The sequence below is a fragment of the Lacrimispora sp. BS-2 genome (assembly GCF_040207125.1).
Lineage (GTDB): Bacteria > Bacillota > Clostridia > Lachnospirales > Lachnospiraceae > Lacrimispora.
Map to the genome: position 1 here is coordinate 2,453,167 of NZ_CP157940.1, position 26,882 is coordinate 2,480,048.

At 46.2% G+C, this 26,882-nt stretch carries 29 protein-coding genes and 1 pseudogene; 7 read left to right on the plus strand and 23 right to left on the minus strand.

The features are described from left to right. Positions 1–54 precede the first annotated feature (54 nt). The 9 genes from ABFV83_RS11635 to map form a co-directional block, all read right to left on the minus strand. A complete protein-coding gene (locus tag ABFV83_RS11635) occupies positions 55–312 on the minus strand; it encodes an HPr family phosphocarrier protein (RefSeq protein ID WP_024291282.1) in 258 nt (85 codons plus the stop codon). A gap of 28 nt (positions 313–340) precedes the next feature. Further along, positions 341–1,309, minus strand: coding sequence for a DNA-binding protein WhiA (gene whiA / locus ABFV83_RS11640; RefSeq protein WP_349943991.1), 969 nt, complete (start codon positions 1,307–1,309; stop codon positions 341–343). Positions 1,310–1,311: 2 nt separating this feature from the next. After that, complete coding sequence (rapZ, locus tag ABFV83_RS11645) at positions 1,312–2,193, minus strand: RNase adapter RapZ (RefSeq protein ID WP_349943993.1); 882 nt, start codon at positions 2,191–2,193, stop codon at positions 1,312–1,314. A gap of 19 nt (positions 2,194–2,212) precedes the next feature. After that, positions 2,213–3,124, minus strand: a complete 912-nt coding sequence (gene murB / locus ABFV83_RS11650) for a UDP-N-acetylmuramate dehydrogenase (RefSeq protein WP_349943995.1) — start codon at positions 3,122–3,124, stop codon at positions 2,213–2,215. Positions 3,125–3,132: 8 nt separating this feature from the next. Further along, positions 3,133–4,065, minus strand: coding sequence for an HPr(Ser) kinase/phosphatase (gene hprK, locus ABFV83_RS11655; protein WP_349943997.1), 933 nt, complete (start codon positions 4,063–4,065; stop codon positions 3,133–3,135). A gap of 63 nt (positions 4,066–4,128) precedes the next feature. Then, on the minus strand, positions 4,129–6,000 hold the full coding sequence (uvrC, locus tag ABFV83_RS11660) for an excinuclease ABC subunit UvrC (RefSeq protein WP_349943999.1): 1,872 nt from the start codon (positions 5,998–6,000) through the stop codon (positions 4,129–4,131). 9 nt (positions 6,001–6,009) lie between these two features. After that, on the minus strand, positions 6,010–6,588 hold the full coding sequence (locus ABFV83_RS11665; protein ID WP_349944000.1) for a DUF1653 domain-containing protein: 579 nt from the start codon (positions 6,586–6,588) through the stop codon (positions 6,010–6,012). 3 nt (positions 6,589–6,591) lie between these two features. Then, positions 6,592–8,022 (minus strand): putative glycoside hydrolase, encoded by a 1,431-nt coding sequence (locus ABFV83_RS11670; protein WP_349944002.1) that lies wholly within the window; start codon positions 8,020–8,022, stop codon positions 6,592–6,594. Between the two features lie 476 nt (positions 8,023–8,498). After that, the gene (gene map / locus ABFV83_RS11675; protein WP_349944004.1) at positions 8,499–9,371 is read right to left on the minus strand and encodes a type I methionyl aminopeptidase; all 873 of its coding nucleotides are present in this window, start codon (positions 9,369–9,371) and stop codon (positions 8,499–8,501) included. A 208-nt stretch (positions 9,372–9,579) separates the two neighbouring features. Between map and ABFV83_RS11680 the strand changes: the two genes are divergently transcribed. After that, positions 9,580–11,058 carry a DUF1846 domain-containing protein gene (locus tag ABFV83_RS11680; RefSeq protein WP_349944006.1) on the plus strand — a complete coding sequence of 493 codons (1,479 nt, stop codon included), beginning with the start codon at positions 9,580–9,582 and terminating at the stop codon, positions 11,056–11,058. 114 nt (positions 11,059–11,172) lie between these two features. Here the strand turns inward: ABFV83_RS11680 and ABFV83_RS11685 are convergent, their stop codons facing one another. The 6 genes from ABFV83_RS11685 to ABFV83_RS11710 all read right to left on the minus strand — a co-directional run bounded on the left by ABFV83_RS11685 (position 11,173) and on the right by ABFV83_RS11710 (position 15,565). Continuing rightward, on the minus strand, positions 11,173–11,679 hold the full coding sequence (locus ABFV83_RS11685) for a CarD family transcriptional regulator (protein WP_349944008.1): 507 nt from the start codon (positions 11,677–11,679) through the stop codon (positions 11,173–11,175). Between the two features lie 236 nt (positions 11,680–11,915). Beyond that, positions 11,916–12,584, minus strand: coding sequence for a deoxyribose-phosphate aldolase (gene deoC / locus ABFV83_RS11690; protein ID WP_349944009.1), 669 nt, complete (start codon positions 12,582–12,584; stop codon positions 11,916–11,918). Positions 12,585–12,601: 17 nt separating this feature from the next. After that, positions 12,602–13,930 (minus strand): pyrimidine-nucleoside phosphorylase, encoded by a 1,329-nt coding sequence (locus ABFV83_RS11695; protein WP_349944011.1) that lies wholly within the window; start codon positions 13,928–13,930, stop codon positions 12,602–12,604. A gap of 86 nt (positions 13,931–14,016) precedes the next feature. Further along, a complete protein-coding gene (locus ABFV83_RS11700; protein WP_349948914.1) occupies positions 14,017–14,427 on the minus strand; it encodes a cytidine deaminase in 411 nt (136 codons plus the stop codon). A 110-nt stretch (positions 14,428–14,537) separates the two neighbouring features. Further along, positions 14,538–14,873, minus strand: coding sequence for a cyclic-di-AMP receptor (locus tag ABFV83_RS11705; protein ID WP_013271785.1), 336 nt, complete (start codon positions 14,871–14,873; stop codon positions 14,538–14,540). Positions 14,874–14,986: 113 nt separating this feature from the next. Beyond that, entirely contained in the window at positions 14,987–15,565 is a 579-nt protein-coding gene (locus ABFV83_RS11710) for an NUDIX hydrolase (protein WP_349944013.1), read from the minus strand. A 93-nt stretch (positions 15,566–15,658) separates the two neighbouring features. On the opposite strand from ABFV83_RS11710, the gene ABFV83_RS11715 reads away from it, so the two are divergent. Beyond that, positions 15,659–16,204: a ferritin-like domain-containing protein gene (locus tag ABFV83_RS11715; RefSeq protein ID WP_349944015.1), complete on the plus strand. Its 546-nt coding sequence runs from the start codon at positions 15,659–15,661 to the stop codon at positions 16,202–16,204. A 16-nt stretch (positions 16,205–16,220) separates the two neighbouring features. Here ABFV83_RS11715 and ABFV83_RS11720 read toward each other — a convergent pair whose 3' ends face one another. Beyond that, positions 16,221–16,595, minus strand: coding sequence for a DUF2809 domain-containing protein (locus ABFV83_RS11720; RefSeq protein WP_349944016.1), 375 nt, complete (start codon positions 16,593–16,595; stop codon positions 16,221–16,223). A gap of 410 nt (positions 16,596–17,005) precedes the next feature. Further along, complete coding sequence (locus ABFV83_RS11725) at positions 17,006–18,922, minus strand: DNA mismatch repair protein MutS (RefSeq protein WP_349944018.1); 1,917 nt, start codon at positions 18,920–18,922, stop codon at positions 17,006–17,008. 455 nt (positions 18,923–19,377) lie between these two features. Between ABFV83_RS11725 and ABFV83_RS11730 the strand changes: the two genes are divergently transcribed. The 3 genes from ABFV83_RS11730 to ABFV83_RS11740 are packed head-to-tail and all read left to right on the plus strand — an operon-like array spanning position 19,378 to position 21,274. Then, a complete protein-coding gene (locus ABFV83_RS11730; protein ID WP_038284718.1) occupies positions 19,378–19,755 on the plus strand; it encodes a GntR family transcriptional regulator in 378 nt (125 codons plus the stop codon). A gap of 2 nt (positions 19,756–19,757) precedes the next feature. Further along, positions 19,758–20,621: an ABC transporter ATP-binding protein gene (locus ABFV83_RS11735; RefSeq protein ID WP_349944020.1), complete on the plus strand. Its 864-nt coding sequence runs from the start codon at positions 19,758–19,760 to the stop codon at positions 20,619–20,621. Continuing rightward, the gene (locus ABFV83_RS11740; RefSeq protein WP_349944022.1) at positions 20,618–21,274 is read left to right on the plus strand and encodes an ABC-2 transporter permease; all 657 of its coding nucleotides are present in this window, start codon (positions 20,618–20,620) and stop codon (positions 21,272–21,274) included. The genes ABFV83_RS11735 and ABFV83_RS11740 overlap by 4 nt, the downstream gene beginning before the upstream one ends. Here ABFV83_RS11740 and ABFV83_RS11745 read toward each other — a convergent pair. Then, the gene (locus tag ABFV83_RS11745) at positions 21,234–21,758 is read right to left on the minus strand and encodes an 8-oxo-dGTP diphosphatase (protein ID WP_349944024.1); all 525 of its coding nucleotides are present in this window, start codon (positions 21,756–21,758) and stop codon (positions 21,234–21,236) included. The genes ABFV83_RS11740 and ABFV83_RS11745 overlap by 41 nt on opposite strands. A gap of 4 nt (positions 21,759–21,762) precedes the next feature. After that, on the minus strand, positions 21,763–22,008 hold the full coding sequence (locus ABFV83_RS11750) for a hypothetical protein (protein ID WP_349944025.1): 246 nt from the start codon (positions 22,006–22,008) through the stop codon (positions 21,763–21,765). Between the two features lie 87 nt (positions 22,009–22,095). Here ABFV83_RS11750 and ABFV83_RS11755 point away from each other — a divergent pair, with 87 nt between their 5' ends. Both ABFV83_RS11755 and ABFV83_RS11760 read left to right on the plus strand, forming a co-directional pair. Beyond that, positions 22,096–22,818: an AzlC family ABC transporter permease gene (locus tag ABFV83_RS11755; protein WP_349944026.1), complete on the plus strand. Its 723-nt coding sequence runs from the start codon at positions 22,096–22,098 to the stop codon at positions 22,816–22,818. Next, entirely contained in the window at positions 22,811–23,116 is a 306-nt protein-coding gene (locus ABFV83_RS11760; protein WP_349944028.1) for an AzlD domain-containing protein, read from the plus strand. The genes ABFV83_RS11755 and ABFV83_RS11760 overlap by 8 nt, the downstream gene beginning before the upstream one ends. Before the next feature lie 222 nt (positions 23,117–23,338). Here ABFV83_RS11760 and ABFV83_RS11765 read toward each other — a convergent pair whose 3' ends face one another. From ABFV83_RS11765 to ABFV83_RS11780, 4 genes and pseudogenes are all read right to left on the minus strand, one after another. Next, positions 23,339–23,815 (minus strand): LURP-one-related family protein, encoded by a 477-nt coding sequence (locus ABFV83_RS11765; protein ID WP_349944030.1) that lies wholly within the window; start codon positions 23,813–23,815, stop codon positions 23,339–23,341. Next, on the minus strand, positions 23,812–24,468 hold the full coding sequence (gene nth, locus ABFV83_RS11770) for an endonuclease III (protein ID WP_349944031.1): 657 nt from the start codon (positions 24,466–24,468) through the stop codon (positions 23,812–23,814). Before nth ends, ABFV83_RS11765 begins: the two co-directional genes overlap by 4 nt. A gap of 77 nt (positions 24,469–24,545) precedes the next feature. Further along, a pseudogene (locus tag ABFV83_RS11775) lies at positions 24,546–25,781 on the minus strand (endonuclease Q family protein); the annotation flags it as partial. 23 nt (positions 25,782–25,804) lie between these two features. After that, positions 25,805–26,767, minus strand: coding sequence for a YafY family protein (locus tag ABFV83_RS11780; protein WP_349944033.1), 963 nt, complete (start codon positions 26,765–26,767; stop codon positions 25,805–25,807). Between the last annotated feature and the right edge of the window lie 115 nt (positions 26,768–26,882).

Consider the following 26,882-nt stretch of genomic DNA (forward strand, 5'->3'; position numbering starts at 1 on the left):
GGCGGAGCCTCTTGTGTGAGAGTCTCCGCCTGAAAAAACAATATTCTTTAAATATTACTCATGATTGCTTAAATATTTTTCGATTTCGGCAATCGCCTGCTCCTCGTCGGTCCCATCCGCAGTGATCGTAATCTGTTCTCCCGCTGCAAGTCCCAGAGTCATCATGCCCATAATGCTCTTGGCATTTACTCTCTTGGATTCGATTTCAACATAAATGTTGCTTTCATACTGGCTGGCAACCTGAACCAGCATAGCAACTGGTCTTGCCTCTAAGCCTGATGCAAGTTCAACGGTGACTGTTTTTCTTACCATAATTATCCTCCTCAATCCTATGAACGGATTATTCCATTCCGCTGCTAATGCCTGTCCCTCGCAGCCGCCCTGCCAGGTCGCCAAGCTTTCTAAGTCGGTGGTTCACTCCTGATTTGCCTACAGGAGGGTCTAGAGCTTCTCCAAGCTCTTTTAATGTTGCTTCCGGCCTCTCCAATCGTTCCCTGGCAATTTCACTTAGATTGTCCGGTAGATTATCAAGTCCGATTGTATCTCTGATATATTTTATATCTTCTATCTGCTTTACCGCAGCTGATACCGTTTTATTAATATTGGCAGTCTCACAGTTCACCTGCCGATTCACACTGTTGCGCATATCCTTTAAGATCCTGATGTTCTCAAGCTCCATTAAGGCCACCGGGGCTTCCATAACATTCAGGATATCTACAATCTGGCTGCCTTCTTTTATATAAACCACAAAATAACGTTTTCTCTTCACGATCTTTGCTTCAAGATCAAAGGTCGCGATAATGGACTTTAGCTGCCTGGCTTTGTCTTCAGTCGCGCATACGATTTCAAAATGGTAGAATTTCTCAGGGTCGCTCAAGGACCCGGAAGAGAGAAATGCACCGCGGATGAATGCCCTCCTGCAGCAGGACTGCTGGATGACCACATTCTGTACAAGATTTAAGTTTTCCCCTATTTCTCCGTTTTCATCAAGAAGCTTTGTGGCGTGTAAAACACGGATCGCCTCCTCATGCTCCCGGATTGTTACCGTATAGGTACGGTTTTTATTTAAATAAGCATTTCTTCTAATCGACACATCAGTACTTATATTAAATGTTTTTTTCAATAATGTAAAGTACTTTCTTGCAACTGCCACATTTTCCGTATTAATTTTAATCGTATAGCGGTCGTTTTCCGATATGATTATTTTTCCGCAAAGGCTTATGATCGCTGCCATCTCTGCGATCTGGCAATGCCTTGCCGGACTGATCTGCCTGGATAGCTCTTCTTTTAATTTGGAAGAAAATGACATGTCTAGACCATCCTTTTCCGTATATTATCCTTGTCGATGTCCCGGTGCTCAATTTTTATTCCGAATTCTTCCCTGGATTTAAACCTGTCATAAACAGACCTGGCAATGGTAACCGACCGGTGCTTGCCGCCTGTACATCCAATGGCAATGACCAGCTGGTTTTTCCCCTCCAGCACATAATTGGGAATTAAAAATTCCAGCATATCGTTAAGCTTGTCTAAAAACAGGGCAGCGGTCCCATGCTGCATCACATAGTCCCGCACTGCTTTTTCCTCTCCGGTTTTAGGCCGCAGTTCCTCTGAATAGTAGGGATTGGGCAGGAATCTTACATCAAAAACCAGATCTGCATCCGACGGAATCCCATACTTGAACCCAAAAGAAAGGACAGTAATATACAGATTCCGGTAGGATTCCCGGTTTATAAATATCTTTTCCAGCTCCTGCCTCAGTTCCTTAGTCAGGAGCCGGCTGGTATCGATGATATAGTCCGCTTCTTCCTTTAGAAACCCAAGCTTTACCCGTTCTTTCTCAATCCCGCTGTCGATCCTTCCGCCTGCCGCCAGGGGATGGGCTCTCCTGGTTTCCTTATAACGCTTGATCAGTGTTTCGTCACCTGCATCAAGGAAGAGGATTTCAAAGGGCACCCTTTGTCTTGACCACTCATCAAAAATCCTGTTTAAAACCGATAAATCCTCCCCGCTGCGGATATCGATCCCCAAAGCTGCGTTCCTGATCCCTCCATGATTACTTAAGGTCAGCTCCGCGAACGTTTCAATCAGGGGAATGGGAAGATTATCCACACAATAGAATCCCATATCCTCCAGCATCTTAAGCGCCTGGGTCTTTCCTGCGCCTGACATGCCTGTTACAATTACAAGCCTCACGTTATTCTCCTTTGCACCGTTAAAACTTCCCTAGTGTCTTTACCTCCATCTCAAGTGTTACTCCGGATTGTTTCAATACCCTTTTTTTTACCTCTTCGCAAAGGTTTCTGATATCAGCCGCAGTCGCGCTGTCTTTGTTAATGACAAATCCGCAGTGCTTCTCCGATACCTGGGCGCCGCCTAAGGAAAAACCTCTTAAGCCTGCCTCCTCTATGAGTTTGCCGGCAAAATGCCCCTCCGGCCTCTTAAAGGTGCTTCCCGCGCTTGGATACTCCAAAGGCTGCTTTTCCTTTCTCCTGCGGGCCAGTTCATCCATCCGGTTCTTAATAGAGACCTCATCTCCATCCCTTAACCGGATCTTAGCTTCCAGCACAACATACTGCTTTGGTATAATGCAGCTGGTCCGGTATCCTAAGGAAAGCTGGTCAGCAGGCAGCTCCGTTATTTCTCCCTGCTGCGTTAAAACTTTAACAGACCGAAGAACCTCCTTCATCTCCGAACCGTAGGCTCCGGCGTTCATCACCACGGCTCCCCCAAGAGTTCCCGGTATCCCGGCCGCAAACTCAAAACCGGTCAAGGTCGCCCTATAAGCTTCCTGGGCGATCCGCGCCAGGGACGCTCCGGCTCCGGCCTTTACCATCCCCGTCTCCTTATCCGCCTGGCAGCTTTTAAAGCAATCCATGGAAACGACCACCCCGTCAAATCCTTCGTCTCCAACCAGAAGATTGCTTCCATTCCCCAGTATAAAAAAAGGTACCTCTTCCCGGCGGCAAAGAGCCAAAACAGCAGTAAGCTCCTTTTCATCCCCCGGTGTCACAAAGCAGGCAGCAGGGCCGCCCACCCGGAACGAGGTATGCCTTCGCATCTCTTCCCCAACTTTTATATGATCTTTATCGGCTGCACCAAGAAGTTTTTCATAAAATCCAGTCATCAGACACCTCAATCATCTTGTTTTCTTGAAAGGTTTGCCTGAACGCGGTTATATAATTCCTGAGCCGCGTTGTACCCCATCTTCTTTTGTCTGTAATTGACGGCAGCAGATTCAACGATAATGGCCAGATTACGTCCCGGACGCACCGGTATGGAATGGCATACTACCCGGTTTCCCAGAAATTCCGTATACTGGTCTTCGATTCCCATTCTGTCGTATTCCTTATCTCTGTCCCAGTCCTCCAGTTTGATCACCATATCAATAGCCTGGGTATCCTTTACGCTTTCAACACCGAACAAAGTCTTGACATCAATGATGCCGATGCCCCTTAATTCAATAAAATGCCTGGTAATTTCCGGGGCGCTTCCGATCAGCGTTTCATCGCTTACCTTGCGGATCTCCACCACATCATCGGTTACAAGACGGTGGCCCCGTTTGATCAGTTCCAGTGCAGCCTCACTTTTTCCGATGCCGCTCTCTCCCATGATCAGCACGCCTTCGCCGAATACGTCAACCAAAACCCCGTGGATGCTGATGCAGGGCGCCAGCTTCACCTTAAGCCAGCGGATGATCTCCGCCATGAGATCGGAAGTGGTCTTATCTGATACAAGGCATGGTACGCCGTAATGATTGCAAAACGCCAGCATATCCTCATCCGGATTCTGGCTCCGGCTATATACGAGACAGGGAATCTGGCTGGACAAAAGCTTGTCGTACATCTCAAGCTTTCTCTCATGATTCATCTGATGAATGTATTCCTGCTCCACATAACCGATGATCTGCACCCGCTCGTTGTCAAAATGATCATAAAATCCGGCTAACTGCAAAGCCGGGCGATTGACATCCGCATGGCTGATCACAATTTTTTCCGCGTCAATCTCCGGAGTCATGTTCCGGAAATTCATCTTCTTTATCAAATCTGTAATAGCTACTCCATGCATGGCGAACGCTCCTCTTTTCCATCTGTTTTTTTCATACTAACACAGATTTCGTATTTTGAAAAGCTATATGTGGAAGAACTCGTAAACACTCTTTGCAGCCCGGGCATTCATGCCCGGTACTTGGGACAACTCCTCCACGGTCGCTTCCTTTATGGCTTCCAGCCCTTTAAACCGGCGCATCAGCGCCTTTCTCCTGTTAGGGCCGATGCCTGGAATATCGTCAAGAATGGATTTTACCTGTCCTTTGCTTCTTAAGCTTCTATGGTATTCAATGGCAAACCGGTGGGCTTCATCCTGGATCCTGGTGATCAGCTTGAATCCTTCGGAATGCCTGTCAATGGGAATCTCCACGTTATGATAGTAAAGCCCTCTGGTCCTGTGATTGTCATCCTTTACCATACCGCAGACAGGAATGGAAATATCCAGTTCCTTTAAAACCTCCAGGGCAATGTTTACCTGCCCCCGTCCTCCATCCATCATGATTAAGTCCGGGAAACGGGTAAAGCTCCCAAGTTCCTCATCCACGCCTTTTTCCTTTAAGCTTTCCGCTTCCTTAAGGCCATGGGTAAACCTTCTTGTGAGCACCTCGTTCATGGAAGCGTAATCATTGGCCCCCTTGACCCATTTGATCTTAAATTTCCTGTAATCATTTCTCTTGGGCTTCCCGTCCTCATAGACGATCATGGAGCCCACAGACTCAAAGCCGCTTATGTTGGAAATATCAAATGCCTCAATCCGTTTAATGCCGGAAAGTCCCAGCCAGCCGCCCACCTCATTCATGGCGCCGATGGTGCGAAGCTCCTCCCGCTTTATCTTTTCCTTATCCTGAGAAAGCACCAGCGCGGCATTTTTCTCCGCCAGCTCCACCAGGCGCTCCTTCTGGCCTTTCCGGGGAACCACGATCCTGACCTTCTGGCCTCGTTTCGCAGAAAGCCATTCCTCTATAACGCCCTCATCCTCAAGACCGGTCTGCACCCACAATTCCTTAGGCACAAAAGGAGTTCCTGCATAGAACTGTTTGACAAAGCTGGTCAGGATCTGCTTGTTATCCTCTGCCGTTGCTATGTTTACGTGGAAATGCTCCCGGCCGATGAGCCTGCCTTCCCGGACAAAGAATACCTGGACAACCGCATCCTTTTCATCCTTTGCCATGGCAATGATATCCCTGTCTTCCATGCCGCTGTCCGTGATCTTCTGCTTCTGGGCGATCTGCTTTACGCTGTTTAACAGATCCCGGTACTCAATGGCCTTTTCATAATCCATTTCTTCCGAAGCCGCCTGCATTTTCTCTTCCAGCATATGAATCACAGGGCCGTATTTTCCGCCTAAAAATTCCAGTGCCCTGTTAATGGATTTCCAGTATTCTTCCTTGCTGATATAATCCTGGCACGGTGCCGAACATTGCTTAATATGGTAATTTAAACAGGGGCGTTCCTTCCCGATGTCCCTTGGCAGGTTCCGGTTGCAGGTTCTGATCTGATAAAGCTTGTGGATCAGCTCAATGGTATTCTTCACCGCTCCTGCACTTGTATACGGTCCAAAATACTTGCTTTTATCCTTTTTCATATCCCTGGAAAATAAGATCCTTGGATAATCCTCGTACACGGTTACCTTGATATAGGGATAGGTCTTATCATCCTTTAGCATAGTATTGTAACGGGGACGGTGTTCCTTAATGAGATTGCATTCCAGCACAAGGGCTTCCAGCTCAGAGTCTGTTATAATGTATTCAAACCAGGCGATCCTGGACACCATTTGTTCAATTTTTGACGTCTTATTTCTGCTGCTTTGAAAATACTGCCTGACCCTGTTTTTTAAACTGATGGCTTTTCCCACATAGATGATTTCGTCCCGCTTGTCGTGCATGAGATACACGCCAGGCTGGGACGGCAGTTTTTTTAATTCTTCTTCTATATTAAATGACCTGTGGTCCACTGAAACAAATCACCTCAATCTTGATCCCTCGTATTTATTCTGCAGCTCCAGATACCTTTTCACCGCATAGTATTTCTCTTCAGGTTCAGAATCCGGCCTTCCGATCTCCATAATTTCGCAGATGGCCAGAAGCTCTTCTGCAGAAAACCGGTCCTTCCGGTCCTGAAGAACCTCCAGCTTCTCATGATACGTCCCTGCGTCAAGAAATGCAAGAAGATTCTTATTTTCGTGCATGGAGCCGGCCGAGGACAAGCTCTCCTGACTTTGGCTGCTGCCCAGGCCACTTCCTTCATTCTCTTCTTCCGGCTTCTTAAGACAAACTTTTGCCACAGGCTGCTCAGAATCCATATCCACCCTTTCAAACCTGTATTTCTGCTTTACCTCCGGATACTTTTCATGATCCACTTCACTGATGAACATGGTCAGCGGGCGGACATACGTTCCGAAGGTTCCATACAGTGCCTGATACACAACCATTTCTTCTCTTGTTTCGGAATGAACCGCAACGGTTATCACCTGGTACATCTTGTCTTTAAAATGCCGGTAGAAATCTCCTGGTCTGGGCGTTCTGTCCATGGCTTTCCTCACTTCCTAATCTCCCTGTCCGCCTGTGGTCACGATGACAACATCAGGCTTTATTCTGGTTTTCTTTTTATCTTCTTTCTTCGTCTCCTGCGGCCTTTCTGCTGCCGCCGTGCTTCCCTCAAGGCTCTTTTCTGCCTTCTCTTCTTTGCCTTCCGTCTGCGCCTCAGACGATAAATCCTTTGTTTCGGCAGCAGCCATGGAAGAGGTCTCCACCGTTTGCCTCATACTGGCAAGCTTTTCTGTTTCCTCTTTCGCTGCCTCAACACTTAAAAGGCCCTCCCAGGTATACCGGTTAGATGCGCTCCAGAGGATCCACTCATCATAGCCCGAATCATAGACTGCCTGAATCTGTGCCCTGACTTCCCCTGCCCCATAAGGAATATGGTGTTTCAGATAGGAAGCCGTGAAATCCTGGAGCCAGGGACGAACAATGGCCTGATGCTTCCCAGCCTGTCCGGCAGATTCTAAATCCTGTTTAGAAAGCTTAAGCGCCGCACGAATGGTACGGTAAGGCTCCATATCCGGATGATCGATGCCGAAGTTTCCGTCTCCGTAATGGGAAGGGTAGATCATGGGACAGATATAATCCAAATGGCATGCCATATCACTATAGATCTGTCCCACCGCCTCCGCATCCACCTTGCTTCCGATAATGGTGCCAAAGACATCTGCCGAAACAAAAATTTTCTGGGAAGACAGCTTGTCATATGCATACTGAATAAATTCCGTAATAATATCCGTTTTGGAACGGCCCCTGGTATCCTTTTCGTCAAATACCACCTGTTTCATGGAGCTGTCCGTAGAAAAACGGATGTAATCAAACTGAACCTCATCAAATCCGGCCTTGGAAGCCTGGGTTCCCACCTCCACCAGATAGTCCCATACTTCTGTCCGGTAAGGATTGACCCAGGCCAGTCCCTTGTTATCCCGGTGCAGGCTTCCATCCTTGTTCTTAAGTGCCCACTCCGGTTTTTTCTCAGCCAGATAAGGATCCCTGAATGCCACCACCCGGGCAATGGTATAAAGCCCCCTGGACTTTAACTCAGCCATGAGACTGTCAATATCCTTGATGTACTTTTCTGTGGCACCGATTTCATTCACCGTAGGTGCATCCTCCATGGCAAAGGTGATCCGTCCGTCGTCATTCTTCACGTCAATGACAACCGTATTGATCTCCGTGCCCTGGATCTTGTCCAAAATCGCCTGCATCCCCTCAGAGCCGGCCATGTAGCTGGAAATATAAATTCCCTTTACCTTAACCGGCTTCTTTCCCGGTAAAACGGAAACTTCCATGGGAAGCTGCCCGGATTCTTCTGTGCTCTGCTGAGATTCATCTGTTTTGCCGTCTGTTTCTGAAGGTTCGGAACTTCCTTTGTACCTGCTGCATCCGGAGGTCACCAATGAGAATGCAATTACTGCCAAAAGCCATCTTTTCATAATACTCCTGTTCACTTTCTTTATGGTTTCAGGTGTTTAATGTAATAAATATTTAACATTTTACCATAATTTGTAAAATTTTCCAACAAGAAAAAACACGCTTTGCAAGTTTTCCCGGTTGACGCGGCATTCGCCCTACGAAATAGGTCATAAGAAGATTTTCTTATGTACTGGCACAACGCAAATCTTCTCCTGCCTATTTCCCACGGCTCATTGCTCACTCAAATAAAAATTACATTCTCCGGATGCAGCTCTATTTAACCGAATCAAGCAGCGAAGCGGATTGCGAATATCCGCTTGACTTATATTATCCTCTCATTTCATAAGCTATGTATTCTTTCCCCAAATAATGCCCTCGCTTTTTCTTTGTATTATCCGCTTTTGTTTTCAGTCCTTTTAACTGCCTTCCCAGCAGAAGCAGGACAGCTCCGTTTTACCAGGAAAGCAGTCATTATGATTGATGATGCATTCTCCATTTATCTTGACAGTATCTCAGGCCCTTCCTCTGTGATCAAGATAGTGTATTCCCACTGGGCAGACAGGCTTCCATCCTTTGTGTAAATGGTCCAGCCGTCCTCATCATCCTGTACTACATCGGCTTTTCCTGCATTTACCATAGGCTCAATGGTAAATATCATTCCGGGTACAAGAAGCATGTCGGTTCCTCTTGTTCCGATGTGGCTGACCCATGGTTCCTCATGGATATCCAGCCCCACACCGTGTCCGCCGATTTCCCTCACTACCGTAAAGCCATTGGCATAGATATACTCCGAAATAGCTGCTCCGATATCTCCCAGATGGCCCCAGGCCCTGGCTTCTTTTACTGCCAGATCCACACTCTCCCTGGTTACCTGGACAAGCTTCAATGCCTCGGCCGATACCTTGCCGATGCAATACATTCTGGAGGCATCGGCGTAGAAGCCGTCTACAATGGTGGTCACATCCACATTGATAATATCCCCATCCTGCAAGATCCGGTTAGGATCCGGGATTCCGTGGCATACTACCTCATTGATCGATGTGCACACACTTTTGGGATATCCTTCAAAATTAAGAGTAGCAGGGATTCCTCCCAACCTGATGGAAGTCTCATGTACCAGGGTATTGATATCTTCCGTACTCATGCCCGGCTTAATGTTCTCATCCACCTGATCAAGTACCTTGTTGTTAATCACTCCTGCACGGCGGATTCCTTCAATCTGTGCCGGTGTTTTTATCATATAGTGCTCCGGGACCTCAACTCCCATGACCGCATAATTTTCAATTTTTTGGTCAAAAGACAGGTGACAGTTTTTATATTTCTTTCCGCTTCCGCACCAGCATGCATCATTTCTTCCTATTTTAAACATTTCTATCCTCCTTCTTACTACAACGTTTTAACACGTTTAAAGCCAGTTGTAAAGGGTTTCAGGAAAAAGAAGGGGGCAGGAAAAAATCCGTGGCAATTTCATAATTAATGTGATACAATTTATAAGTACTATGGTCAAAAAGTTCGTGCATGCGATATGGTTCGGTGGTGCCATTGCTGAACCATAAGCACACATCATGGAGGGACAAATGAAATTTGGATTTGATAACAACAAATATTTAACCATGCAGTCAGAGCACATCAGGGAACGAATCAGCCAGTTTGGTGACAAGCTCTATCTGGAATTCGGCGGCAAGCTGTTTGACGATTACCACGCTTCCAGAGTGCTTCCCGGATTTGAACCTGACAGTAAACTCCGCATGCTGATGCAGCTTTCAGACCAGGCAGAGATCGTGATCGCCATCAACGCTGCAGATATTGAGAAGAACAAGATCCGCCATGATCTGGGCATCACTTATGATGTGGATGTCTTACGGCTGATCCAGTCCTTTACGGATAAGGGGCTTTATGTGGGAAGCGTTGTTATCACACAGTATTCCGGACAGAAGGCAGCTGATTTATTTAAAAGCAAGCTGGAAAAAATGGGGATCAGAGTATACCGACACTATATCATTGACGGTTATCCAAGCAATGTTTCTCTCATTGTCAGCGACGAAGGATACGGCAGAAATGATTATATAGAAACCACAAAGCCTCTTGTTATCATTACGGCTCCTGGACCTGGCAGCGGAAAGATGGCAACCTGCTTATCCCAGCTTTACCACGAGAACAAGCGGGGAATCAAGGCCGGATATGCGAAATTCGAGACATTCCCCATCTGGAACATCCCATTAAAGCATCCGGTGAATTTAGCCTACGAGGCCGCTACTGCAGATTTAAACGATGTGAATATGATCGATCCTTTTCACTTAGAGGCCTATGGAAAGACCACTGTTAATTACAACCGTGATGTAGAAATCTTTCCTGTATTAAGTGCTATCTTTGAGGGAATTTACGGAGAATGTCCTTACAAATCCCCCACCGATATGGGCGTTAATATGGTTGGCTTCTGTATCGTGGATGATGAGGTATGCAGAGAGGCTTCCATGCAGGAAATCATAAGACGTTATTACCAGGCCCTTTCCCGGCTGGCAAGGGATATGGGTTCCAAAGATGAGGTCTATAAGATTGAGCTTCTCATGAAGCAGGCGAAAATAACCACTGACATGAGAAAGGTGGTGAATGCCGCCAAGAACCTGGCCGAAATAAAAGGATCTCCGGCTGCTGCACTTGAATTAGAGGACGGAACCGTTGTCACAGGTAAGACTACCAACTTATTAGGTGCCTCCGCTGCCCTTTTGTTAAATACAGTCAAGGTTTTAGGAAATATTCCTCATGACATTCATCTGATCTCTCCCTCTGCCATTGAGCCGATTCAGAAATTAAAGATCAACTATCTGGGCAGCAAAAATCCCAGACTTCATACGGATGAGGTTTTAATTGCACTGTCCGCCAGCGCAGCGACCGATCCCAACGCTCAGATCGCTCTGGAACAGCTTCCGAAATTAAAGGGGTGCGATGCTCATACTTCTGTACTGCTATCCGATGTGGATGTTAAGATATTTAAGAAATTGGGCGTAAACCTGACCTGTGAGCCCATTTATGAAGAGAAGAAAATTTATCATTAATTCATAAAAATACGCTTTGGTTTGTGACATCACATTCCAAAGCGTATTTTTGCAATAACCCCAAATAATTTATGCCTTCCGGACCGGATCAGATTTTTCAGACCCCAGTTCTAATTACTCAGCCTTCACCCGCGTAACCACCATGTCTTTCACCACGGCCGGCTCCATTTCTAAAGCTGCCGCAAGTTCATAATAAAGCAGATCTTCTGCCATCTTAAAATAAGATTCATCCTTTGCCGAACATTTCTTCTCATCTGCCGCCGCATTCTGTTTCTTTAAATAAAGAGTCTTGATGATCTGAAGCCAGCCCGTACACTCATTTTTCATCATGATTTCCTTATAGATCCCTTCACGCTGCCTTTCATCAATCACCCACATGGTCGGAGTATCAGGAATCTGGTTAATCAGTTCAATGGCTTCTTCCCTGGTAGATGCAGCTCTCACGGGCGCTTTTAAATTGTCTACAGGCGTGTAAACAACACAATGCTGTACCTCATTAAGAGGCTTTAGCGTATAGTAAAGGCGCTCCTCATCTGCCGAGGACATGTCGAGTCTTCCTATCGCCTCTACCCTGCATATTCCATGGGTTCCGAATACTACTAGATCATTTACCTGAAACATAATAATACCTCCTGCCTGAATGCCAACACGTTGATACATAAAATTACTTCTATATCTTAAGTTTAACACTTCAATAGCTTGTTTGTCAGTTTTTTTTGTATATTTAAACATTTTCGTGAAAATAGCCAGATATGACTTTACTGTCATTTGTGGAAATTGTATAAAAATACGTGTAAAAACGCTCCAAAAGGCAGACACTTATAAAAGAATCTCTTTTGGAGCGCTTAATTTATATGTTATTTTCCAGAAACAGAATTCTCCTTCTGCGCCGCCAGCTTGACAGCTGCACTGGCGCCCACACGGCTGCATCCAGCTTCAATGTAAGCCCTTAAATCCTCCAGGGTTCTCACCCCGCCGGCCGCTTTTATCTTTACATCAGGACCGATGTGCTTTTTAAATAGCTGGATGTCCTCCAGGGTCGCTCCGCCGGTTCCAAATCCGGTGGAGGTCTTAATATAATCAGCTCCGGCTGCCGTAACTGCCTTGCACATGGCAATCTTTTCATCTTCCGTCAGATAGCAGGCCTCAATGATGACCTTTAAGATGTTTTCGCCGGCAGCTTTTTTCAGTTCTGCGATTTCCTTTTCTACTTTGCCGTAGTCTCCATTTTTCACATCGCTGATATTCACTACCATATCCACCTCAGAGGCTCCGTCTTCAATGGCTTTCTTTGTCTCAAGGACCTTTGATTCCGTTATGCTGTAGCCCAGAGGGAATCCGACCACGGTACAGATATTAAGGCCCGGGAACTTTTCATGTACCCGGCTGATATAGCAGGGAGGGATGCACACGGAAGCGGTTTTATATTCCACGGCTTCCTTGCAAAGCTCCTCAATGTCCTCCCATGTGGCAACCGCCTTTAACTGGGTGTGATCTACGTAACTTAACATTTCTAAATCTGTCATTATTGTGTCCTACCTTTCTATTCTGTCAGGCGCTTTACGCCTTCTTTGGTAACGCTGGCATAAATCAGGGGCTCTGCTGCCGGCTGTTGTCCGCTGATGGTGACTGCTTTTAAAAATTCCTCCTCAGAAGACGCAAACAGTTCTTCCTTTGAAGTATACAGCACGGCAATGGTCTCTCCCTCTTCCACCTTCTGGCCCACCTTTTTCTTAAGGGCGATTCCCGCCGTATAATCGATCACGCTCTCCTTGGTAACTCTTCCGGCTCCCAAAAGCGAGGAGGCGATCCCGCATTGCTCTGTGTTCATATGGGTGATATAACCGCTCTTTAAGGCCTTCACTTCTCTTTCAAAGGCTGCTTTGGCAAAAAGTGAGGTGTCCCTGATCACCGAAGGGTCGCCTCCCTGGGCTTCCACCATGGCCATAAGGCGTTCCAATGCGCTTCCGTCGGCAATGGTTCCTTCTGCCAGCGCCCGGCATTCCTCCATGCTGCCCTTTCCTGCCAGATAGAGCATACCGGCAGCCAGGCTTAAGCAAACCGACTTTAAGTCCTCAGGTCCTCTTCCCCGAAGGGTTTCCGCTGCCTCAATGACTTCCAGGCTGTTGCCGATCAGGCTTCCCAGAGGAATATCCATGTTGGTTATGAGAGCCATGGTCCTCTTTCCTGCATGCTCCCCGATCGCCACCATCTTTTCCGCCAGGGTGATGGAATCTTCCAGGGTCTTCATAAATGCTCCGCTGCCGGTTTTAACATCCAGAAGAATGCAGTCATTTCCTGCTGCCAGCTTTTTGCTCATAATCGAAGCGGCAATTAAGGGAATGCTGTCCACGGTTGCAGTCACATCACGAAGGGCATAAAGTTTTTTATCTGCAGGAGCCAGATTTCCGGACTGGCCGATAACGGAAAGGCCGGTGGCATTGACCACCTGAAAGAATTCTTCCTCTGTCAGGACAGTCCTCATACCAGGGATGGATTCCATCTTGTCAACGGTTCCTCCTGTATGGCCTAAGCCCCGGCCCGACATCTTCGCAACCTTAACTCCGCAGGCGGCTGCAATGGGCGCAACTACCAATGTCGTCTTATCTCCCACGCCTCCGGTGGAGTGCTTATCTACCTTCACTCCCTGAATCGGAGATAAATCTACCATATCACCGGAATGGGCAACAGCATCGGTAAGAATGGCTGTTTCCTCATCACTCATACCTTTAAAGTAAATGGCCATCAGCATGGCAGACATCTGGTAATCAGGAATATCCCCCTTTACGTAGCCGCTGATCATGAAGCGGATCTCTTCCTCTGTCAGAGTTTCTCCGTTCCGCTTCTTTGCAATTACATCGTACATCCTCATGACACACCAAAACCTCCCTTTTACTTAAGCTTTCCCCTTTTCTGCCCATGTTTTTTAGACATTAAGGGATACCCCTTCAGACCTCATCAGGAATTTAAATTCTTTTTTGTAAATCCCAAAGGAAGCAGCTCCTTTAAGGTATACACGGAAGCTTCCTCTGCTGCTCCCAGAATGATCTTAAATTCCTCAGGGTCACAGAATTCCGCCATTACCTGCCGGCAGACTCCGCAGGGAGCACATATATCTCCCTTTTCTCCCTTTTTATTCCCCACAATGGCAATGGCATCAAATTCCGTGACTCCTTCTGAGACCGCTTTGAAAAACGCGGTACGCTCCGCACAGTTGGTGGGTGTAAAGGCTGCATTTTCAATGTTGCAGCCATGGTAGACCGTTCCGTTCTTTGCAAGCAGGGCTGCTCCCACGCAAAAATCCGAATAAGGCACATAAGCCATCTTCTGGGCTTCATATGCCTCTGCCACCAGCATATTTTTCGTCATCTCATCCAGTTTCAAAAACACACCTCCTGTTATTCTCTTGCTTCTTCCTCCGGCCTGTCAATTCCAGCAGTTGGGAAAAGGGATTGCTCTGCAATCCCTTTGCTGATTTCTCAAATCTTCTCGAATCGTTCTACGTCGGTTACAAATATAGTAGCTCCGCCAAGTTCCACTGTCATCGGCATCATCATATATCCGGCTGATACAGACGCGATATTCGGCGCCGGAACATTGCAGGTAATCTTTTGGCGTTTTCCGCAGGTATCTTTAATCAGAGTGATGACTTCTTCTACCTGTCCGTCATCCGTACCGATCATTAATGTAGAGTTGCCCTTCTTTAAGAAACCACCGGTTGTGGCAAGTTTTGTCACGCTGAACTGGTGTTCATTCAGCACATCGGTCACCCTGTTTCCATCATCTGAGCTGACGATTGCGTAAATAATCTTCATATCTACCACCTCGCTGTCTTATTTGGCAAAACTTTATCTGTTAGATTCCTCTATTATAAATCATAATCTGGAAAAATAAAACAGTAAAATGGAAAATAATCATCAATTCTTTGTTAATATCTTATATTTCTCATCTTATCAAGCAATTTCCGGTAAATCCGTTCCCTCATCCAGGGTTCATTGACTGACGTTAAGCATTCTTCCAAACCAAACCAGCCTACCTCACTGTTTTCATCCTCTTTCTTATGAAGAGCCTCCCTGTCATCTGCTTCTAAAAGATAGGTCACATTTAAGTGAAGGTGGGAGGAAACGTAAGCTCCCCTCTTCTCATGTCCGTCCACCGTAAGCACCTCCAGAGAAAAAATATCCTCTGTAACCGGCCTTACCTTTGTAATCCCGGTCTCTTCCATGGCTTCCCGGATTGCTACCTTAAGCAGATCCATTTCTCCGTCTGCGTGGCCTCCGGTCCATGCCCAGGAATCATAGATGTTATGGTAGGCCATAAGAACCTTATCACGGGACTGATTTACCACCCAGGCCGAAGCCGACATATGGGCGGTTAAACTTTCACGGAAAAATATAGATTCCCCTGACGCGAGATATTGGAGCAGCATTTCCTTATCCCTTTCTTCCTGCTCGTTATACGGTAAAAAATCTTCCACGGTTTTCTTAAATTTTTCTTTGCAGTCCATGTTCTTAGTCCCTCCATCTTCTTGTGTTTTTAAGTCATACTATACCATCTGGCGGATATATTTAAATAGAATAAATTGAAATGAGGGTATTATATGGATTTATCTGCTCTTGTTTTTTCAGGCAACGATCCCTGGCCTCCCATAGAGATCCTTTCTCAAAATAAGCGGTATGCCGCAGCCATGCTTTCTAATATAGGCGACTGTAATTCCGAAATGTCCGCAATCAGCCTTTATACTTACAACAGCATGATTACCAGAAACTTCTTCTTTGATATAGCGGAATGTTTCCATAAGATCAGCATTGTTGAAATGCATCATTTAAACACCTTTGGAGAATTGGCCATCATGCTGGGCGCAGATCCCAGGCTGTGGAGCTATAAAAATGGGCGCTTAAGGTATTGGACTCCCGCCTGTAACCGCTATCCCACCCGGATCGGTCCCCTGGTCTCCAACGCCCTGGCAAGTGAACTGGAAGCTATCCGGAAATACCAGGACCAGGCGGATTGGATCGATGACTGTAAGATCAAGGCAATCTTAAACCGGATCATTGCAGATGAGCTTTGCCATGTACAGATTTTCCGGAACATTCTGGCTGAGCTTAACGACGACTTTACCATCCCCCATGCATTCCAGGCATAGGCAGCATTTCACCTGATTACTTACGCCGCTTTACCATCTCATACAAGAATAATCCGGTACAGCCTGCCAAATAGCAGACAATGTCCTTAAAATCAAAGGTCGAACCAATAATAATCCTTGCAATTTTATAGTCGCTAAGGCCAAGCAGCTTCGCTAAATGAAAATACTGCCCCACCTCCGTCAATGCGGCGAAAACAAATATGTACAAAGGAAGCAGCTTTACTTCTTTCCCCACAAATGACCTGATAAAGCAATAAATCAGAACCACTACCAAAATGTCGCCAACGTATGGCCTGATGAATTTATCATTTACAAAAACAGCTATTAGTACTTCAATAATGAAGATTATGATAAAGACGCATAGGTACTTCATGTTTAATCTGAATCTCACAATACACTCCTTTTTCAATCAGAATTAAGGCAGCATAGCCCAAAGCTTTACTGCCAGATAACCTCCGGCATTCACGGGTCTTCTCATGCCGGAGGTTATTTACATCTGCTTCATAAGAATCGTATTTTTCATTTCTACAGACCCTTTACTTTTAATTCATTAACCAAATCAACATAAAATTCGCAGACGTCAAAGCCGCAATGCCGGGAATTACATACGTCACTAAAATGATGTTTAAAAACAGCATAAGCAGAAAATAACATATAATCCGTTTTATGATAATGATAATTATTCCCCCAGTATGAACTCCAGCTATATTACATTATTTTACCATGCGTATACAATGTCGTCAAATTAACACAAAAACTCTTTTTGGCCTGGCTTAGGGGCGGCCTTTTCAGGCCTCAGAATCACTCCGTTCTGATCTCCATCCCCTCCTGATATCCCTTTTCCATCTTATGCCTTGCCTTTCTGTTTTCCACGGTATCAAAAATTATGGAAAAATCATAATCCTCCGGGTATAGCTCTTTTGCGGCGACCAAAAGCTTTGCCCTTTTCTGGTTGACCCAGATTTTCTTATCCGGCATCTGGATCTGCAGTACCCCTTTATCATTCACGGGTCTGCACACAATTCCCTTTTTCTTATCCGGATAAATAAACACGCTGTCTCCGATGGTGAACTTTTTTTCCATTACATTTTTATTCACCGCGGTCTTTTTCAGTTTTTCAATTTGGGGGCCGGTTAAATTTAAATGTCCAGCACTCTCTTTTAAGGCATCCGGATCTTCTTCCCATAGGCCTTCCTGCTCTCCATAAGCGTATCTTCTGGCCCTTCTTATCATAGAATCCGGCATTCCCAGCCGTTTGGCTATATAAAGGGCACAGCTTTCTCCGGCTTCTCCGATTTCCATACGGTAAAGAGGCCTAAGGGTTTCCTTGTCAAAAGCCATTCGTGCGTTGGTAATGCCCTCCGCCTCCTTAGCGTATGTCTTTACCTCTGGGTAATGGGTGGTTGCCAGAAAAAGGCATCCGTTGCTTCTTAACTCTTCCAGTATGGCAATGGCAATTCCCATACCTTCTGCCGGGTCTGTTCCTGAACCCAGCTCATCCAGGATGACCAGGCTCTCCGGGCCGGCTTCCTTTAGGATCCTCATTACATTGGTGATATGGGCGGAAAAGGTGGATAAGTTTTCCGTAATGTTCTGGCCGTCTCCGATATCACAGAGCACCTGGCTGTTCATACAAAGACCGGCCTCATCACAGGGCAGGTGTAAGCCACATTGGGCCATAAGGGAGAACAGCCCCACGGTCTTGATGGATACGGTTTTTCCTCCTGTATTGGGCCCTGTAATTACGATTCCCCGTTCTTTTTCTCCCAGTTCAAAGTTCAGTGGCACCACGGTTTCCGGGTCCATGAATGGATGGCGGCCATTTACAATTTTTATGGTCCGATCCGTATTAATGCCTGGAATGGTGCCGGCCATGGAGGCGCTTAAGCTTCCCTTTGCAAACAGGAAATCCAGTTTTTCAAGAAGGCGTTTATCCCCTTCCAGAACCTCTAAATTTTCTTCTACTGAGGCCGTAAGCATATACAGGAGCCTTCTTGCCTCATTTTCCTCCTCAATCCTTAAAAGCTCCAGTTCCCCGTTAAGCACTGCAATAGCTGCCGGTTCAATAAAAAGGGTGGAGCCGGTTGCTGACTGGTCGATGACACTGCCCGGAACGCTTGATCTGTAATCTTTTTTTACAGGAAGGCAAAGTCTGCCATTTCTTAAGGTCACATAAGAATCGGAAAAATATTTTTTATTTCCCCTTAAAATGGCCTCTGCTTTTGCCCGCAGCTTTTCTTCCAATCTGGCCACATCCTGGCGGATGTTCTTTAGATGTTTGCTGGCACTGTCCTCTACTTTTCCGTTTCTGACGCTTTCATAAATCTCCCTTGCCAGATCCTCCAATGGGTTTAAGTCCTGCTCATAATAAGGCAGGCCAAGCTCCAGGTATTTGCACCGGTTTAAAAAGTCCTTAAACCGCTTTACCGCGGTGAGCATTCCTCCTGTCTGTTCCAGTTCTTCAGCGGACAGGCAGCCGCCCTGCCTTGCCGTATTCATGATCTCCTGCAGACCATTCATACTGACAGCGGGAGGAAGCCCCATCCGGTCAATGATTGTCCTGGCCTCCGTCGTATCGCGAAGGCTTTTTTTTACCTCACCTTCCTTCAGGCATGGGGTTAAATTCCTTATTTTCACCTTCGCTGCTTCCGTGTGTGCAAATTCTTCAAGTTTTTCCAATATAAGATTAAATTCTAAAATCTGAAATGTGTGATTCATGTAATTCTCCTCGTTCCTTCTGTCTTTCCAACTGGTTTCCTGAGGTTCATGAAGCATAGGACAGGCAGAACCATTCGCCAGATGAATATGCAGGCATATTCGTTCGGCTCATTGTTCGCGCAAAAAAAGCCTGCAAGACAACAAACTGACGTCTTACAGGCTCTCAACCTTATTCTGTCTGTTTTGTATCCCATGGGCAAAACAGGTACACGAAATAGAGGAAAGACCTTCGGCCTTCCTGTCCCGACTCCTGCTTTTCATATAAAATTGCCTTATGCTCCATGTTTTAATACAATTAACAAACACACACATCCTATCATTTATAATATCATCAATATACCATGGATAGAAAATCCGGTCAATCTTTTTTTCTTTTCCCTATTGACATGGCGAAATGCATCTCATATAATGTACTTGTTCAATAAGTACACTATACAACACCAAGGAGACCTACTGTGGAAATTATAATCAGCAGTAACACAAATAAGCCCATCTATGAGCAGATCACTTCGCAGATAAAAGCGCTGATTATGAGCGGAGAGCTGCAGACCGGCGATCCTATCCCGTCTATGCGGGCATTGGCCAAATCCATTCATGTCAGCGTCATTACCGTACAAAAAGCTTATGAAGATTTACAACGGGACGGCTTCATTGAAACAACCGTTGGACGGGGCAGTTTTGTATCGGCACAAAACAAAGATTTCTTTCAGGAAGAACAGCAGCGAAAAGCCGAAGAACATCTGCAGGAGGCAGCTGATATTGCCCGGACCAGCGGAATATCACTGGGCAAGCTGATTGAACTTTTGACTATGTTTTATCAAGAGGAGGAATAAAAATGGAGCCGATTTTGCAGGTTGAAAATCTGACGAAACAATATCCTGATTTTAAGTTGGATCATGTATCATTTTCCATTCCCAAAGGGACGATTATGGGATTGATCGGTGAGAACGGAGCCGGTAAAAGCACCACAATCAGTGCTATCCTTGATCTTATAAAAAAGGATGAAGGGATGGTTAAGTTTTGGGGGAAGGAGCTCTCTTCCGATCCCAGAAACATCAAAGAAAACATAGGAGTCGTGTTTGACGGCATCAACTTCTATGAGACACTTACGCCGGCTAAAATCGGCAGGATCTCAGCGGCAGCCTATAAGCAGTGGGATGAAACCGCCTACGATAACTATTTGAGAAAGTTACAGCTTCCTCCCCGCAAAGAAATCAAAACATTTTCCAGGGGAATGAAAATGAAGCTTGGCATTGCCGTTGCGCTTTCCCATAGACCAAAGCTTCTGATTCTGGATGAAGCGACCGGCGGGCTTGACCCGGTCATGCGTGACGATCTGCTGGATTTATTTCTGGACTTTGTACAGGATGAGGACCATTCGATCCTGATGTCGTCCCATATTTCTACGGATCTGGAAAAGGTGGCGGACTACATTACTTTTATTCATAAAGGAAAAGCCCTGTTCTGTAAAGAAAAAGATGAATTGCGCTACCAATATGGAATTATCCGGTGCAAAACGGATCAGTTTAACGCCATTGACAAATCTGAGATCCTTGCTTACCGGAAACGCGACTATCAATGGGATGTGCTGGTAGCAGACAAGGAAAAGGCCCGCCGTAAGTATAAGACTGCAGTAGTAGATAATGCCTCTATTGACGATATCCTTCTTCTCTATGTGAAGGGAGACCAGGTAAAATGAAAAGTTTAATTTTAAAAGATCTATATAACACCGGGCATAATGCCAGGTCCATGATTTTTATACTGATGATTTTAGCGTTCTCTCTTATTCCTTCCATTGGATTGGAGGGTTATATGATCATGAGCGGCATTCTATGCAGCTCGATGATCATCACTACATTCAGCTTTGACGATCATTCCAAGTGGATGAAATACGCCATGGTCATGCCGGTCACCAAAAAGGACATCGTGATCAGCAAATTTATTGTTCTTCTGATTTTCTCAGCGGTAGGCGCTGTCACCGGGCTGGTAATTGGCGCTATAGGCGGGATCATTGCACATAAGGATATTTTCAGCAGCATCAATAACATGATGACTCTGCTGTTTACCGGTGTGGCGAGCCTGGTAATTGCAGAAATTGTGGGAAGCATGTCAATCCCTCTTCTGTTTAAATTCGGCGCAGAAAAAGCCCGTATTTTATTGCTTGTTTCCTGTCTGGTTCCCGGCGCCATCTTCTTTGGTATCTATAAGCTTTTCACCTTGCTGGGTGTTTCATTTACAGATCACCTGGTCTTTATCCTTCTGTGCTGCTCTCCCTTTCTAGCACTGGCATGGAATCTGTTGATGTATAAAATCAGCTATGCTCTCTTTGCGGAGAAGGATCTTTTGTATTAGCAGGCAAAAGCGCCAATGGCTTGCCATTTAACAAAGCGTTTTTCAGATGATCCCCTGTATACACAAGCTTTAAGGAAAAGAAAGGAATATCCGTGAGTAACAGCTCAAAGAAAATACGGTCTCCTTCCCAAAGAGAGAGACCGCCTATTTCTTCCTTTGGTATCCATTTAAGCTCTCCTTCCGGACATTCAGTCAGGGTCCCTTCATATCCATCGGCAGTGTATAAAAACATGTATTCATCGGGATACTTGTCCGATACAAAGGTAATAATGCCCCTGAGCCGGTAGGAATGCAGGGATAATCCGGTCTCTTCCTTTACCTCACGCAAAAGACATTCCTCCGGACTCTCCCCTTCCTCTAAATGGCCTCCTACCCCCAGCCATTTGTCCTGATTCATATCGTCTTTCTTTTTTATCCGGTGGAGCATCAAATAGCTCTCTTCACGCTGGATATAACAAAGTGTTGTTAAATTTTTATGACCCATTCTTTTATCCTCCATAGTTCTGATTCAGTTCCCCATATTCCTCTGTGAGATATTCCAGAAATTGCCTGCTGGCAAAGGTACCGATCCGGATGGCTGCATTCTGGATTCCTTCCATCTCTTTTCTCTTCTCCGTAAGTTCCCTGTAACCATGGTATATATTCTTTATATAGGGTAAAAGCTCTGCTCCATCAGGAGTCAGTACCGCTTCATGTTCCCAGCTCCTTATTATTAGTTTTTCTAATGTTTTCATTATAAACATTTGTTTTACTGATGTAAAGGTTCATGGTATATTTTATAAATACGATAAGGGCGGTTACGTCCTATGAGGAGGAGCGTTATGAATACCAGCAGAGAACAGCTAAAATCCGGTATAAAGGATGGGATCCCCATCTTTCTTGGTTATATTGCCGTATCCTTTACCTTTGGAATTATAGCATCAAAATCGGGACTGTCACCGTGGCAGTCTATTGTGATGTCCCTTACCAACTTAACATCAGCAGGACAATTTGCCGCCCTGGGCATTATCACAGCAGGCGCTCCCTTTGCAGAAATGGCCGCTGCCCAGTTAGTCATCAACCTGCGTTACAGTCTCATGTCCTGCTCCCTTTCCCAAAAGCTTGACAAGACACCCCCATTTTATCACCGCCTGCTGATCGGCTACGGAATAACAGATGAAATCTTCGGTGTTTCCGTGTGTAAGCCGGGGCCCTTAAACCCATGGTACTGCTACGGCCTGTTTCTGCTCGCCATTCCGGGCTGGACACTGGGAACCGCAGCCGGCGCTTACTTTGGACGCCTTCTGCCTGAAAGAGCTTTAAGCGCTTTAGGGGTGGCCCTGTATGGGATGTTTCTGGCAATTATCATTCCGCCTGCAAAGAAAAACCGTGTTCTGGCAGGAGTTACCGCCTTTTCCATGGCCTTTAGCCTTTTGTTCTTTCTGATTCCGGCACTGCACAAGATTTCCTCCGGATTCAGACTGATTATACTGACCGTTGTGATTGCGGGAACTGCTGCTGCCTTGTTCCCGGTACCTGACACTATGGAGGTTTCCCATGAATAACCGAATCTATCTTTACATACTGGTCATGGCCGCAGTTACCTACTTGATCCGCGTCCTTCCCCTGACCCTCATCCGGAGGGAAATAAAGGTTCCCTTTATCCGGTCTTTTCTTTACTATGTTCCTTATGTGACATTGTCGGTAATGACCTTTCCTGCCATCCTTACGGCCACGAAAAGCATATGGTCCGGCGCCGCAGCACTTTTGACGGCTGCCATTCTGGCTTATAAAGAAAAAAGCCTGTTTCAGGTTTCCATAGCCGCCTGCATGGTGGTTTTTGCAATGGAATTGTTCCTGTGACCATCCTTTTCTGCAATCAGCTTATAGGCCTTAACATATGCAACAATATTAACAATAGGTAACATGTCAGTAAAATCCACCTGGATGGCTTGCCGCATGGCAATCAGGTATTGAAAATTTGAAAAATAAAAATGCCTCCCCGCCGTTTCTAAGAATCCGCAGGGAGGCTGTATTGTTATTGTTTCATGGTTTTCTGATGAAGACCTGTGGAAGCTAAATCCGTCAGCCTTTGTTTTGACTGCATTTAACCGCATCAATGGCAAGGACCACCATAAGTGCCAAAAGGCTGTCCTGCCCATTGGCCACATCGATCAAGTATGTATCGGTAAATTGAAAAAGCTGCTTTTCAATCCGTGCAACAACGCTTCCGGTCTGGGAAAGAATGGAGTAATCCCATTCCATGAAACTGCCTTCCACATGCCAGCCATTGCAGTCAACGGAAAAAGAAGGTTTGAAAAAAGTAAACTCTTTTGTAATGGTTCCCACCGTTTGTCCGCCGATCTGGATGGCAAACCGGGGCAGAAAGGTAAGCACCTGCTCCCTTAAGGTGGCCAGGTGATTGCCGCTGTTGTCATAGATTTCCAGCTTGTGGCCCCAGGCGGGCCTTCCGCAGACCGTGTATACGGCAGCACCACTTTCATCATATATATCGTAACTGTCAAACCAGGAAAAAAAACGCTGTTTAAACATAAGCTTCATGATATCTCTTTATCTCCTTTTCCATCTTTGTCCATTATCTGCTCACACCATTCCCTTAGCATGCATTCCCCGCATTTTGCCTTCCTTGCCGTACAGATTGCCCTGCCATGATAAATAAGCTGAAAATTGATCCGGTTCCAGTGGTCCTTTGGAAGTATCGTCTGTAATTCCAATTCTACCTCCGCCGGATTTTTCCCGGAAGCCCAGCCCAGCCGCTTAGAAATGCGGAATACATGAGTATCCACTGTGACCCCGGGTATTCCGTAGGCATCTGCCAGAAACAAGGTGGCGGTCTTTCTGCCCACTCCGGCCAGATTCAGGACCCCGTCAATATCCCTTGGAACCTGGCCTCCATATTCCTCCGCGATCTGTCTGCAGCATTTTTTTAAATTTCTCGCCTTATTCTTATAAAGCCCGATGGAGCGTATGGAATCCTCAATCTCCTCCAGGGGCGCTTCCGCCATCTGCTCTACGGTCTGAAAACGCTGAAACAGCTGGGGAAGCACCTCCTCCACCTGTTTATCTGTGCTTTGGGCACTGAGCATGATGGCCGCCAAAAGCTGCCAGGGCTGCTGATGGTAAAACCCTTCCTTTGTCACACCGTAAATCTGGTCCAGTTTTTCAAGTATATAACTGACACTTTTCTTTCTCATCGGGTATTTTCCAACCTTCCGTCACTGTATTATATCTGCTCTCCTTTTCAGGCTCAGCTGTTTTTTCCCCGCTTGCTGATTTCCTCCGGCTCAAACAGCCGGATGATCCCATATTCCCCGTCATATCCGGGAGAACATATGACCCTTCCCTCTCTTAACCGCCTGATTCCCTCTGAAATCATATCACCGGAAGCATGCCTGATGTCCTCCAGGGGCAATTCCCGAAGGATAGGAAATTCCGGTCCTAAATCTCTTATCATGGATTCATACTGGTTCTGGACCCTTTTACTTGCAACCGTATATCCGATAGAAGCCGCAATGACTTCAGAAAGAGGAACCAGATTCTCAAACGGCTTTCCGCCGGGAAGAACAAAGCCCTGGCTGCGGTCAGCCAATTGATCGATCCGGTGGGACACGCCGGTGGTCAGCTTGCGGCCGCATACCGGACACTTGCCGGAATACTGCTTTGCTTCTGACGGAGAGAGGCAGAGGCTGCATTTCCGGTGGCCATCATAATGGTATTTCCCCTCTTCCGGAAAGAACTCTACGGTCCCCTCTAATCCCTCTCCCTTTTGTATGGCATTCCAAAGCCCGGTATAAGACAATTCAATATCCAGAAGATTGGCTTCCCTGCCCAGCTTTGATGGGGAATGGGCATCGGAATTGGAAATCAGCTGAAAACGGTCCAGAGCCGACAAACGCCATATCATAGGAGGATCCGAAGAAAGCCCGGTTTCCAGTGCATGGACATGGGGAGTCAGATCCTCAAAACACTCCTCAATGGAATCAAAACCGGAAAATGCCCCGAACAAAGAAAAATGGGGCGTCCAGATATGGGCCGGAATGTAAATGGCCCTGGGGCATAATTCCAGGGTGATCTCCAGAAGGTCATGACAATCCAGTCCCAAAATAGGCCTGCCGTCTGAATGAAGGTTCCCAATGGTCTCCAGTTTTTTTGAAAGCAGCTCTGCCTCCTCAAGGCCTGGAAGGAGAATGACGCTGTGAACCTTTCTCACTTTCCCATTCTTCTTATAAATAGAGCTGATCTCCCCGGATATCACAAACCGTGGAGTACTGTCCTCCGGCCCGGCTCCCTTGTCCACCCGGTATTCTTCTTTTAATATGTAAAGCCCTTCCTCTGCAGGAGTCAGCTTATCCTTTAATTCCTCACGCCACGCCGGATGGGTAAAATCACCGGTCCCCAGAATACCGATTCCCTTGCGCCTTGCCCACAAGTCCAAATACTCCAATGAACAATCCTTACTGGTCGCCCTGGAATAATGGGAATGGATATGCAAGTCTGCTATATACATAAATTTCACCTGCTTCTATTAATTTATGTTTTATTATAGCCTTCTTTGGCGCGATCTGCAAGAAGCAGGCCCTTCCTTTTCCCGGCATATTTTTCATAAATTCCCATGGCCAGCTCTTCCATGTCTTTTCTGAATTCCTCTGGCTCCATTAGTTCAACCTGGTCTCCCATGCTTAAGAGCCATCCAAAGAGATTATCCTTGTTGGAAAAGCCTGCTTCAAACAAAAGCTTTCCATCCTCCTGTTCCTTAAAACAACCGATTCCAAACTCTTCGATCAGACGCCACTTTATCCCCGGCTCGCAAACCGCGGTAACATTAAAACTAACGGGGTATGGATTTTCCGGAAAGCACTCAAAGGGAGGAATGGGAAGCCTTTCATAATGTTCACCGGTATCCCCAAGCTCCTGGATCCGGTTCAGCTTGAACATGCGGAAATCCTTCCGTTCCCTGCAATATCCCCACACATACCAGGAGGACCACTGGAATACCAGCAGATAAGGGTCAATGATCCTTTCCGTCTCACCGCCGGGAGCATAATAATAGAATTTTATGGAGTGGCTGGCTTCAATGGCTTCCTGAATCAGCTCTATCTTTGGGGACAGGGAAGATTTATACCAGGAGGACAGGTTAATCATGATATGGCTTTCCGGGACCTGTACCGATGCCTGGTCCACTGACAGCTTTTTCATTAACTGCTGGTACCGGCTGGTTCCCGCCACACTGTCCAGACTTCTGAGTCCGGTCAGTATGGATTGCATTTCAGAGGAAGTAAGCACCGTCCGGTCGATCCGGTAGGCAGGCATGATGGATATCCCCCCATTCTTCCCCTGGGAAGTTGCAAGGGGAATGCCCGCCCTTAACAGGACTTCCACATCCCGGTTTATGGTCCTTCTTGAAACCTCAAAGATTTCTGCAAGATAAGAAGCCGTTACCTTTTCCTCCTGAAGCAGAATGGACAAAATTCCGATAAGTCTGTCAATCTTCATAGGCAATCCTTTCTTTTATGTTCCCATTATACCGTGAAAGCAATGAGTAAGGCGCCGCAAGCCGGCATTTGGCAAATGCAGCACAATTATTGACTCCTTTTTCCATTTATGCTAG

Coding starts and splice junctions, on each gene's coding strand:
- ABFV83_RS11740 (WP_349944022.1), top strand. CDS start 20,618: ATGAAAAGTTTAATTTTAAAAGATCTATATAACACCGGGCATAATGCC.
- ABFV83_RS11760 (WP_349944028.1), top strand. CDS start 22,811: ATGAATAACCGAATCTATCTTTACATACTGGTCATGGCCGCAGTTACC.
- ABFV83_RS11700 (WP_349948914.1), bottom strand. CDS start 14,427: ATGACGAAAAATATGCTGGTGGCAGAGGCATATGAAGCCCAGAAGATG.
- murB (WP_349943995.1), bottom strand. CDS start 3,124: ATGACTGGATTTTATGAAAAACTTCTTGGTGCAGCCGATAAAGATCAT.
- ABFV83_RS11735 (WP_349944020.1), top strand. CDS start 19,758: ATGGAGCCGATTTTGCAGGTTGAAAATCTGACGAAACAATATCCTGAT.
- ABFV83_RS11680 (WP_349944006.1), top strand. CDS start 9,580: ATGAAATTTGGATTTGATAACAACAAATATTTAACCATGCAGTCAGAG.
- deoC (WP_349944009.1), bottom strand. CDS start 12,584: ATGACAGATTTAGAAATGTTAAGTTACGTAGATCACACCCAGTTAAAG.
- ABFV83_RS11755 (WP_349944026.1), top strand. CDS start 22,096: ATGAATACCAGCAGAGAACAGCTAAAATCCGGTATAAAGGATGGGATC.
- ABFV83_RS11710 (WP_349944013.1), bottom strand. CDS start 15,565: ATGGACTGCAAAGAAAAATTTAAGAAAACCGTGGAAGATTTTTTACCG.
- ABFV83_RS11695 (WP_349944011.1), bottom strand. CDS start 13,930: ATGAGGATGTACGATGTAATTGCAAAGAAGCGGAACGGAGAAACTCTG.
- ABFV83_RS11765 (WP_349944030.1), bottom strand. CDS start 23,815: ATGAAGCTTATGTTTAAACAGCGTTTTTTTTCCTGGTTTGACAGTTAC.
- ABFV83_RS11635 (WP_024291282.1), bottom strand. CDS start 312: ATGGTAAGAAAAACAGTCACCGTTGAACTTGCATCAGGCTTAGAGGCA.
- ABFV83_RS11670 (WP_349944002.1), bottom strand. CDS start 8,022: ATGAAAAGATGGCTTTTGGCAGTAATTGCATTCTCATTGGTGACCTCC.
- ABFV83_RS11750 (WP_349944025.1), bottom strand. CDS start 22,008: ATGAAAACATTAGAAAAACTAATAATAAGGAGCTGGGAACATGAAGCG.
- ABFV83_RS11780 (WP_349944033.1), bottom strand. CDS start 26,767: ATGAAGATTGACAGACTTATCGGAATTTTGTCCATTCTGCTTCAGGAG.
- ABFV83_RS11725 (WP_349944018.1), bottom strand. CDS start 18,922: ATGAATCACACATTTCAGATTTTAGAATTTAATCTTATATTGGAAAAA.
- whiA (WP_349943991.1), bottom strand. CDS start 1,309: ATGTCATTTTCTTCCAAATTAAAAGAAGAGCTATCCAGGCAGATCAGT.
- ABFV83_RS11745 (WP_349944024.1), bottom strand. CDS start 21,758: ATGGGTCATAAAAATTTAACAACACTTTGTTATATCCAGCGTGAAGAG.
- nth (WP_349944031.1), bottom strand. CDS start 24,468: ATGAGAAAGAAAAGTGTCAGTTATATACTTGAAAAACTGGACCAGATT.
- ABFV83_RS11705 (WP_013271785.1), bottom strand. CDS start 14,873: ATGAAGATTATTTACGCAATCGTCAGCTCAGATGATGGAAACAGGGTG.
- ABFV83_RS11715 (WP_349944015.1), top strand. CDS start 15,659: ATGGATTTATCTGCTCTTGTTTTTTCAGGCAACGATCCCTGGCCTCCC.
- map (WP_349944004.1), bottom strand. CDS start 9,371: ATGTTTAAAATAGGAAGAAATGATGCATGCTGGTGCGGAAGCGGAAAG.
- hprK (WP_349943997.1), bottom strand. CDS start 4,065: ATGCATGGAGTAGCTATTACAGATTTGATAAAGAAGATGAATTTCCGG.
- ABFV83_RS11685 (WP_349944008.1), bottom strand. CDS start 11,679: ATGTTTCAGGTAAATGATCTAGTAGTATTCGGAACCCATGGAATATGC.